Genomic DNA, 10,723 nt, shown 5'->3' on the forward strand with positions numbered 1-10,723 from the left:
ACCCGGCAGGATCACCGTGCCGGCCACCGCGTGGTCCGCCAGCCACGGCTGGGTCTGCACCGACAGGCGGCCCGTGAAGACGTGCCCGTCGCGGTTGGCCAGCGCCACCGCAGCACCCAGCAGCGGGTGGTCGGCCGCGCCCAGGCCGGCGGACAGCACGTCACCGATACCGCGTGTGCCGGGCTTCGGCCAGTAGTGCTCGTGCTGGAAGGCGTAGGTCGGCAGGTCGACGCGGCGGGCCGTGGGGAACTGGGCGGCCCAGTCGACACTGGCGCCGTTGGACCAGGCCTCGGCGAGGGCGGTCAGGAAACGCTCCCGGCCACCGTGGTCACGACGCAGGGTGCCCTGGACCGTGGCCTCGGCGCCGGCGGCGTCGACGGACTCCTGGATGCCGACGGTCAGCACCGGGTGGGCGCTCACCTCGACGAACTGCGAGTGGCCGGACGCCAGAAGGGCGTCGATGGTGCTCGCGAACTCGACCGTCTGACGGAGGTTGCGGTACCAGTAGCCGGCGTCCAGCGCGGCCGAGTCGATGACCTCGCCGGTGACGGTGGAGTGGAACGGGACCTCCGGCACGCGCGGGGCGACCGGGGCCAGCAACTCCGCGAGACGGGCCTCGATGCGCTCGACGTGCGCCGAGTGCGAGGCGTAGTCCACCGCGATCCGACGCGCCCGGACCTCCTGCGCGGCGCAGTGCTCCATCAGCTCGTCCAGGGCACCGGCATCGCCGGAAACCACCACCGAGCTGGGGCCGTTGACCGCCGCGACGGACAAGCCCTCACGGCCCGAGAGGAGTTCACGCACCTGCTCGGCGGGCAGCGGGACGGACACCATGCCGCCGAGCCCGGAGAGCTCGGTGATCGCCTGGCTTCGCAGCGCCACCACCAGCGCCGCGTCCTCCAGCGACAGAGCGCCCGACACCGCAGCGGCGGCGATCTCGCCCTGCGAGTGCCCCACCACCGCCGACGGCTCCACACCGCACGAACGCCACAGCTTGGCGAGCGAGACCATCACGGCGAACAGCACCGGCTGGACCACGTCCACCCGCTCCATCCACCCGCCGTCCCCACCCGAGACGACCTCCAGCAGATCCCAATCCACATACGGAACAAGCGCCTTGGCGCACTCCTCCATCCGGGAACGGAACACCGGCTCATCCGCCAGCAACCCCTGCGCCATGCCCAGCCACTGCGAACCCTGACCCGGGAACACGAACACCGGACGCCCCGAACGCACCCGCCCGGACACCACGCCCGCGCCCGGCAGGCCGTCCGCCAGCGCGCCCAGGCCCGCCAGCAGCGCCTCCCGGCCCTCGCCGACCACCACGGCCCGGTGCTCGAACACCGCCCGCGAGGACACCAGCGAGAAGCCGACATCCGCCGGCCGCTCCTCCGCGACCGCCGCCAGCAGCCGCCGCGCCTGCTCCCGCAGCGCCGCCTCACTCCGGGCCGACAGCACCCACGGCACCACACCGTCGGCCGTCGGCACCGCGGAAGCCTCGGACTCCGGCGCCTGCTCCAGCACCACATGGGCGTTGGTGCCGCTCGCGCCGAAGCCGGAGACGCCCGCGCGGCGCGGTTCGCCGGTCTCGGGCCAGGCCCTGGCCTCGGTGAGCAGCTCGACCGCGCCCGCCGACCAGTCGACGTGCGGGGTGGGCTCGTCCACGTTGAGGGTGCGCGGCAGCACGCCCTCGCGCATCGCCATCACCATCTTGATGACGCCGCCGACGCCCGAAGCGGACTGGGTGTGGCCGATGTTGGACTTGAGGGAGCCGAGCCACAGCGGGTCCCCGCCGCGCTCCTGCCCGTAGGTGGCCAGCAGCGCCTGGGCCTCGATCGGGTCGCCGAGGGTGGTGCCGGTGCCGTGCGCCTCGACGGCGTCGACCTGGCCGGGGGTCAGGCGGGCGTTGGCCAGGGCCTGGCGGATGACGCGCTGCTGCGCGGGGCCGTTGGGCGCGGTCAGGCCGTTGCTGGCACCGTCCTGGTTGACGGCGCTGCCGCGCACCACCGCGAGCACGGGGTGGCCGTTGGCGCGGGCGTCGGAGAGCCGCTCAAGCAGCAGCATGCCCGCGCCTTCGCCCCAGCCGGTGCCGTCGGCGGCGGCCGCGAAGGGCTTGCAGCGGCCGTCGGCGGCCAGGCCGCGCTGGCGGCTGAACTCGATGAACGGGCCGGGCAGCGGCATCACGGTGACGCCGCCGGCCAGGGCCAGCGAGCACTCGCCCTGGCGCAGCGACTGGGCGGCCAGGTGGAGCGCCACCAGCGAGGAGGAGCAGGCGGTGTCGACGGTGACGGCCGGGCCCTCCAGGCCCAGGGTGTAGGAGATCCGGCCGGACATCACACTGGCTGCCGTACCGGTGAGCATGTAGCCCTCGGCGCCGCCCTCGCTGTTGGTCAGCACCGTGGTGTAGTCCTGGGTGGACCCGCCGGCGAAGACGCCGGTCGCGGTGCCGCGCAGCGTGCCGGGGTCGATGCCGGCGCGCTCCAGCGTCTCCCAGGTGACCTCCAGCAGCAGGCGCTGCTGCGGGTCCATGGTGACGGCCTCGCGCGGGGAGATGCCGAAGAAGCCCGCGTCGAAGAGGCCGGCGTCGTGCAGGAAGGCGCCTTCGCGGCAGTAGCTGGTACCGGGCTGGTCGGGGTCGTCGGCGTAGAGCGCCGCCAGGTCCCAGCCGCGGTCGGTGGGCATGCCGGTGACGGCGTCCCGGCCTTCGGTGACGAGCCGCCACAGGTCCTCGGGCGAGGCGACGCCGCCGGGGAAGCGGCAGCCCATCGCGACGATGGCGATCGGCTCGTCGTCGGCGGCCGCCGCGCTGGTGGCCCTGGCCTGGTCCTGGTCCGCGCCGAGGGTCTGGGCGCGCAGGTAGCCCGCGAGGGCCGCCGGGGTCGGGTAGTCGAAGACCAGCGTGGTGGGCAGCTTCAGGCCGGTGGCGCTGCCGAGGCGGTTGCGGATCTCCACCGCGGTGAGCGAGTCGAAGCCGAGTTCGCGGAAGGCGCGCACGGGGTCGACGGACTCCGGTCCGGCGAAGCCGAGGACGCCGGCGGCCTGGGCGCGCACCAGGTCGGTCAGGACGCGCTCCTGGTCGGCGGCGGACAGTCCGGCGAGCTTGCGGCGCAGCGCCGACTGCTCGGGCACCTCGGTGCCGGGCTCGGCGGTGCCGGTGCCCGCGCTCAGGGCGCGGACCTCCGGCAGGTCCTCGATCAGCGGGCGGCGGCGGGTGGCGGTGAAGGCGGGCTGGAAGCGCTCCCAGACGACGTCGGCGACGGCGAGGAAGGTCTCGTCGAGGTCGAGGGCCTGCTGGAGGGCGGCGACGGCCAGCTCCGGCGCCATCGCCGGGACACCGCGGCGGCGCATGGCCTCCCCGGCGGGGCCGTCCGCCATCCCGCCGTCCGCCCAGGCGCCCCAGGCGACCGAGGTGGCCCGGACGCCGGCCGCGCGCAGCCGTTCGGCGTAGGCGTCGAGGAAGGCGTTGACGGCGGCGTAGGCGCCCTGGCCGCCGCCGCCCCAGACGCCGGCGTTGGAGGAGAACAGGACGAAGGCGTCCAGTTCGGTGCCGGTGAGCGCCTCGGCCAGGTTGCGGGCGCCGGCGATCTTGGCCTCGGCGAGCTCCTGGAGGTCGGCGGGCCGCAGGTCGGCGAGGGCGCCGGTGCGGCCGAGGCCGGCGGCGTGCAGCACCGCGCGGATCGGCGCGCCATGCAGGGCGAACCGCCCGACCAGGGCGTCCACGGCGGCGCGGTCGGCGGTGTCGCAGGCGACGACCGTCACCTCGGCGCCCGCCGCGCGCAGTTCGTCGGCGAGTTCGGCGGCGCCCGGGGCGTCGGTGCCCCGGCGGCTGGTCAGCACCAGGTGCTCGGCGCCGTTGGCGGCCAGCCAGCGGGACACGTGGGCGCCGACGGCGCCGGTGCCGCCGGTGACCAGTACGGTGCCGCGCGGGCGCCAGGCCCGCTCGGCGGGCACCTCGGCGCCGGGGGCGCGGACCAGTCGGCGGGCCAGCACGCCGGTGGCGCGCACGGCCAGCTGGTCCTCCTCGTCCTCGGCCGCGAGCACTGCGGCGAGTCGGGCGGCGGCGCGGTCGTCGGGGTCGGCGGGCAGGTCGACCAGGCCGCCCCAGCGCTCGGGCTGCTCCAGGCCGAGCACCCGGCCCAGGCCCCAGACCTGGGCCTGCGACGGGTCGGCCGGGCCGTCCGCGCCGCCGGTGCGGACGGCGCCGGTGGTGGCCGACCAGAGCGGGGCGTCCAGGCCCGCGTCGGCGAGCGCCTGGACCAGGGCGACGGTGCCGGCCGTCCCGGCCGGGACGAGCGGGGCGTCCGGGTGCGGGCGGTCGTCCAGCGGCAGGAGGGAGAGCACGCCGGTCCAGCGGGGCGGCTCGGCGGCGCCGTCCTCGGCGGCCTCGGCGAGTTCGGCGGCGAGCAGCGCCGCGAGGCGGCCGCGGTCGGCGGTGGCGTCGGCGGTGACCCGGCGCACCCGGGCGCCGGCCGTCTCCAGGGCGCGCTGGGCGGCGTCGGCCCACGCGGTCCCGGCGGCGGGCTCGACGAGCAGCCACCGGCCGGTCAACCGGGGCCGGCCCTGGGTGGTGACGGGCTTCCAGGCGATCCGGTAGCGCCAGCCGTCCACCGTGTCGGCCTGCTGCCGGCGGCGGCGCCAGGCCGCGAGGGCGGGCAGCACGGCGCTCAGCGGGTCCTCGCCGTCCACGGCCAGGGCGGCGGTCAGCTCGGTCAGGTCCCCGCGTTCGACGGCGGACCAGAAGCCCTGGTCCGCGGCGGATTCCGGGGCCGCGCCGGGCAGGGCGGCCGGAGCCGGGACGTCGAGCCAGTATCGGCGGTGCCGGAACGGGTAGGTGGGCAGTTCGCACTGGGCCAGGCCGCGCCCGTCGAACGGCGCGGTGCGCCGCACCGGCACGCCGTGCGCGTGGACGGCGGCGAGCGAGGCGAGGAAGCGCTCGGCGTCGTCCTCGTCGCGGCGCAGCGAGCCGAGGACGACGGCCTCGGCGCCGATCCCGTCGAGGGTCTCCTCCATGCCGGTCACCAGCACGGGGTGCGGGCTGACCTCCAGGAAGGCGCCGTGGCCGTGCTCGGCCAGGGTGCGGACGGCCTGCGAGAACTCGACCGTCTGCCGCATGTTGCGGTACCAGTACTCGGCGTCCAGCGCTCCGGTGTCCAGCAGGCCGCCGGTCACCGTGGAGTAGAACGGGACGTCGCAGGAGCGGGAGGTGACCCTGGCGCCGATCGCGAGCATCTCCTCGCGCAGCGCCTCGGTCTGCGGGGAGTGGGCGGCGTAGTCGATCGGGAGGAACTTGGCGCGGACGTCGAGCGCGGCGCACTCGGCCGCCAGCTCCGCCAGCGCGGCCGGGTCGCCGGCGACGACGACGGTCCGGGGGCCGTTGACCACGGAGAGCTGGAGCCGGTCGGTGCGCTCCCCGATCAGCTCGCGCATCCGCTCGGCGCCCTCCGCGACGGCGAGCATGCCGCCGAGGCCGGAGATCCGGGACAGCGCGGCGCTGCGGGCCGTCACCAGGTAGGCGGCGTCGGCGAGGCTGATCGCGCCGGCCACGCAGGCCGCGGCGATCTCGCCCTGCGAGTGGCCGACCACCGCGGCCGGCTCGACCCCGTACGAGCGCCACAGCTCGGCGAGCGCGACCATCACGGCGAACAGGGCGGGCTGGACGACGTCGATCCGGTCGAGCGGGGGCGTGCCCTCGACCCCGCGCAGCACGTCCTCCAACCGCCAGTCCACGTGCTCGGCGAGGGCCGCCGAGCACTCGGCGAGCCGGGCGGCGAACACCGGCGAGGCGTCCAGCAGCCCGACGGCCATGCCGGGCCACTGCGAGCCCTGGCCGGGGAAGACGAAGACGGCCTTGCCGGCCGCGGCGCCGCGGGCCGTGCCGCGCACCAGGGCGGGGTGTTCCTCGCCCTCGGCGAGCGCGGCGAGGGCGCCGAGCGCGCCTTCGCGGCCGTCGGCGAGCAGGACGGCCCGGTGCTCGAAGGCGCCGCGGCCGGCCGCCAGCGTCCAGGCGACCCGGTCGGCGTCCAGCTCCGGCCGGTCCGTCAGGTGGTCGTGCAGCTGCCGGGCCTGCTCGCGCAGGGCGTCCTCACCGCGGGCGGACAGGAACCAGGGGGTCGCCCGGGTGGTCAGCGGCGGGCGCTGCGGCTCGCCGGAGGCCGGTTCCCCGTCCGTTTCCTGGGCGGGCAGCTCGGCCGGGGCCTCCTCGATGACGGTGTGGGCGTTGGTGCCGCTGAAACCGAAGGAGGAGACGGCGGCCCGGCGGACCCGCTCGCCGGCCGGCCAGGGGCGGGCCTCGGTGAGCAGTTCGACGGCGCCGGAGGCCCAGTCGATGTGCGGGGACGGCTCGTCGACGTGCAGGGTGCGCGGCAGTTCGCCGTGCCGCAGCGCCATGACCAGCTTGATGATGCCGGCGACGCCGGCCGCGGCCTGGGTGTGGCCGATGTTGGACTTGATCGAGCCGAGCCAGAGCGGCGCCCCGCCCTCGCCGCGCTCCTGCCCGTAGGTGGCGAGCAGGGCCTGGGCCTCGATCGGGTCGCCGAGGGTGGTGCCGGTGCCGTGCGCCTCGACGGCGTCGATCTGGTCCGGGGAGAGCCCGGCGCCGGCCAGGGCCTGGCGGATGACGCGCTGCTGGGAGGGGCCGTTGGGGGCGGTCAGGCCGTTGCTGGCGCCGTCCTGGTTGACGGCGGAGCCGCGGACCACGGCGAGCACCGGGTGCCCGTTGCGCCGGGCGTCGGAGAGCTTCTCCAGCAGCAGCACGCCGGCGCCCTCGCCCCAGGCGGTGCCGTCGGCTCCCCCGGCGAAGGCCTTGCAGCGGCCGTCGGGGGCGAGGCCGCGCTGGCGGCTGAACTCGACGAAGGTGTCCGGCGTCGACATCACGGTGACGCCGCCGGCCAGGGCGAGCGTGCACTCGCCGCTGCGCAGGGCCTGGGCGGCCAGGTGGACGGCGACCAGCGAGGAGGAGCAGGCGGTGTCGATGGTCACCGCCGGGCCCTCCAGGCCCAGGGTGTAGGCGACGCGGCCCGAGACGACGCTGCCGGCGGTGCCGGTGCTCAGGTAGCCCTCGACGCCCTCGGGGACGGTGAACAGGCGGCTGGCGTAGTCGTGGTACATCACGCCGCTGAAGACGCCGACCCGGCTGCCGCGCACGGCGGCGGGGTCGATGCCGGCCCGCTCGAAGGCCTCCCAGGAGGTCTCCAGCAGCAGCCGCTGCTGCGGGTCCATGGCGGTCGCCTCGCGGGGGCTGATCCCGAAGAACTCCGGGTCGAACTGGGCCGCGTCGTGCAGGAACCCGCCCTCGCGGGTGTAGCTGGTGCCCGAGCGGCCGTGTTCGGCGTCGGCGTCGTACAGCGCGTCGGTGTCCCAGCCGCGGTCGGCGGGGAAGCCGGTGATGGCGTCGGTGCCGTCCGCGACGAGCTGCCACAGCTGCTCGGGGGTGCGGACGCCGCCCGGGTAGCGGCAGCCCATCGCGACGATGGCGATCGGTTCCTGTTCGCCGGACTCGACCTCGCGCAGGCGGCGACGGGTCTCGTGCAGGTCGGCGGTGACCCGCTTGAGGAAGTAGCGGAGCTTCTCTTCGTTCATGACGTTCTGTCCCAATCGAGCGACCGCAGGGCGCGGTTCGGAAGTCTGGTGGGGTGGGCAGGGCGGCTCGGGCGCCGGGGTGGCGCGGCGCCCGGCCCACCGGGGGTGGCGGAGCGGGAGGTGCCGGTTCGGGCGGCGACGGGTCAGGAGATGCCGAACTCCTTGCCGATGAACTCGAACATCTCGTCGTCGGTGGCCGCCTCCAACTCGTCGGCGACGGTGGCGTCCTCGGGGCGGGCCTCCTCCGCGGCCCAGCGCTCGGCCAGGGCCCGGAGCCGGATCGCGACCCGGGCCCGGCCCTCCTCGTCCGTCGCGGCGGCGGTCAGCGCCGCCTCCAGCCGGTCGAGTTCGGCGAGCATCGGGGTGACCGCGTCGGCGCCCTCCTGGAGCAGGTCCTCCCGCAGCCGCTCGGCGAGGTCGAGCGCGCACGGGTGGTCGAAGACCAGGGTGGCCGGCAGCCGCAGGCCGGTCACGGCGTTCAGCCGGTTGCGCAGCTCGACCGCCGTGAGGGAGTCGAAGCCGAGCTCCTTGAAGGCCAGTTCGGGCTCGACGGCGGACCGGTCCGGGTGTCCGAGGACGGCCGCCACCTGGTCCTGGACCAGCTCCAGCAGGATCCTCTCCCGCTCGGCCGGGGAGGCCGTGGCCAGCCGGCCCGCCAGGTCGCCGCCGGCGGCGGGCACACCCGCGGCCGCACGCCGCACCGGACGGACCAGCCCGCGCAGCAGCGGCGGGACCGGTCCTTCGCCCAACTCGCCGCGCAGCGCGGGGACATCGAGCCGGACCGGGACGGGCGCGGGCTCGGCGAGGCCGAGCGCGGCGTCGAACAGGGCCAGACCCTCGGGCTCGGTGAGCGCGCTCACACCGCCCCGGGCCATCCGGCGGCCGTCGCCCTCCTCCAGCGAACCGGCCATGCCGGCCTCCGCCCACGGGCCCCAGGCCAGGGAGACGGCGGGCAGGCCCCGGGTCCGGCGGTGCCGGGCCAGGGCGTCCAGGAAGGCGTTGGCGGCGGCGTAGTTCGCCTGCCCGGCGTTGCCGAAGACCCCGGCGGCCGAGGAGAACAGGACGAAGGAGTCGAGCTCCAGGCCCGCCGTCAGCTCGTGCAGGTTGAGCGCGGCGTCGACCTTCGGCCGCAGCACCCGCTCCAGCCGCCCCGCGTCCAGGGAGGACAGGACGCCGTCGTCCAGCACCCCGGCCGCGTGCACGACCCCGGTCAGCGGGTGGTCGGCCGGGATCCGGGCCAGCAGGCCGGCCAGCGCCTCCAGGTCGGCCGCGTCGCACGCCTCGACGGCGACGCCCGCGCCCAGCGCGGTCAGCTCCCCCACCAGCTCGTCCATCCCCTCGGCGGACCGGCCGCGCCGGCCGGCCAGCACCAGGTGCCGCACGCCGAGGTCGGCGACCAGGTGCCGGGCGAGCACCCGGCCGAGGGCGCCGGTGGCGCCGGTGAGCAGGACGGTCCCGTCCGCGGCGAAGGCGCTCGGGACGGCGGCCTCGGCCGCCTGCGGGGCGCTCACCCGGGCCAGCCGCGGGGCCAGCGCCGCACCCCGGCGCAGCGCCAGCTGCGGCTCGTCGGCCGCCAGGGCCGCGGCCAGCGCCCGCCGCGAGCGCTCGTCGCCGTCCAGGTCCACCACGGTGAACCGGCCCGGCTCCTCGGACTGCGCCGAGCGGACCAGGCCCCAGACCGCGGCGGCGGCCAGGTCGGTCACGTCCTCCTCGGCGCCCGCCGCCACCGCGCCACCGGTCAGCAGCACCAGCCGACTGCCCGCCAGCCGGCTGTCGGCCGCGAACAGCTGCACCAGCGCCAGCGTCTCGCCCAGCGCGTCCCGGGTGGCCTCGGCGAGGTCCCCGCCGCGCCCGCGCACCGGCACCAGCACGGCCTCCGGCGCGGGCGCGCCGTCGTCCAGGGCCGCCAGCAGCGCGGCCACGTCCGGGTGCCGGTCCACCAGGCCGCCGACGGCGCCCAGGGCGTCCTCAAGGGCCTCCAGCCCGTGGCCGTCCGCGCCGACCAGGGACCAGTCGGACGGCTCCGGGGCGGGCAGACCCGCCACCGGCGACCACTCGACCGCGAACATCGAGTCGATCACGGCCGCGCCGGCCGCCCGGACCTGCTCCGGCGACAGCGGCCGGACCACCAGCGCCTCGACCGAACCGACCGGACGGCCGTCCTGGTCGGCCAGCGTCAGGGCGACGGCGTCCGGGCCGACCGGGGCCAGCCGGACCCGCAGCGCCCGGGCCCGGGAGGCGACCAGGGTCACGCCGCTCCAGGAGAACGGCAGCCGGCCCTGTGCCTGCTGCTCCCCGGCGTCCGCCGCGGCAGAGTCCGCTCCGGCGGCGGACGCCGCCGGGTCGGGCAGGCCGAGGGCGTGCAGCGCGGCGTCCAGCAGTGCCGGGTGCAGGCCGAACCCGACGGCCTGGTCGGCCGGTTCCTCCGGCAGGGCGACCTCGGCGAACAGCTCGTCGCCGCGCCGCCAGGCGGCCCGCAGGCCCTGGAAAGCCGGGCCGTAGCCGAAACCGTGCTCGGCCAGGCCCTCGTACAGGCCGTCCAGTTCCAGCGCCCGGGCCCCGGCCGGCGGCCACTCGGCCGGCCCGGCCTCGGCGGTCCGCCCGGTGTCGGCCGGCTCGGCGGTGAGCGCGCCGGCGGCGTGGCGGGTCCACGGCTCACCCGGCGCGGCGTCCTGCGAACGGGCGTGCAGGGTCAGCGCGCGGCGGCCGGACGCGTCCGGCGCGGCCACCCGCACCTGCAACTCCACGGCGCCACGCGCCGGGAGGACCAGCGGGGCCTCCAGCGTCAGCTCCTCCAGGTGGCGGCAGCCCGCCTGCTCGCCCGCCGCGAGCGCCAGCTCGACGAAGGCCGTGCCGGGGAGGATCACCGTGCCCGCGACCGCGTGGTCGCCCAGCCAGGGCTGGGTGCGCAGCGACAGGCTGCCGGTGAACAGCAGCTCCTCGGAGTCGGCCACCGCGACGGCCGCGCCGAGCAGCGGGTGCCCGGCGAGCCGCAGCCCGGCCGACGCGACGTCCCCGACCAGGGCCGGCGCCTCCAGCCAGTAGCGGCGGCGCTGGAAGGGGTAGGTGGGCAGGTCGGCGCGGCGGGCGCCGGTGCCGGCGAACAGCGCCGGCCAGTCGACGGACGCGCCGTGGGCGTGGGCGG

The 10,723-nt window shown here is 77.0% G+C and carries 2 protein-coding genes; both read right to left on the reverse strand.

Annotated features, from left to right (window positions below):
* Nucleotides 1-7,578 (reverse strand): type I polyketide synthase (locus tag ACWDBB_RS35720; RefSeq protein ID WP_449793572.1); only part of this gene is annotated, 7,578 nt, incomplete at its 3' end.
* Nucleotides 7,579-7,721: 143 nt separating this feature from the next.
* A partial coding sequence (locus ACWDBB_RS35725; protein ID WP_449793573.1) for a type I polyketide synthase occupies nucleotides 7,722-10,723 on the reverse strand: 3,002 nt, incomplete at its 5' end.

Source organism: Kitasatospora sp. NPDC001095 (assembly GCF_053598615.1).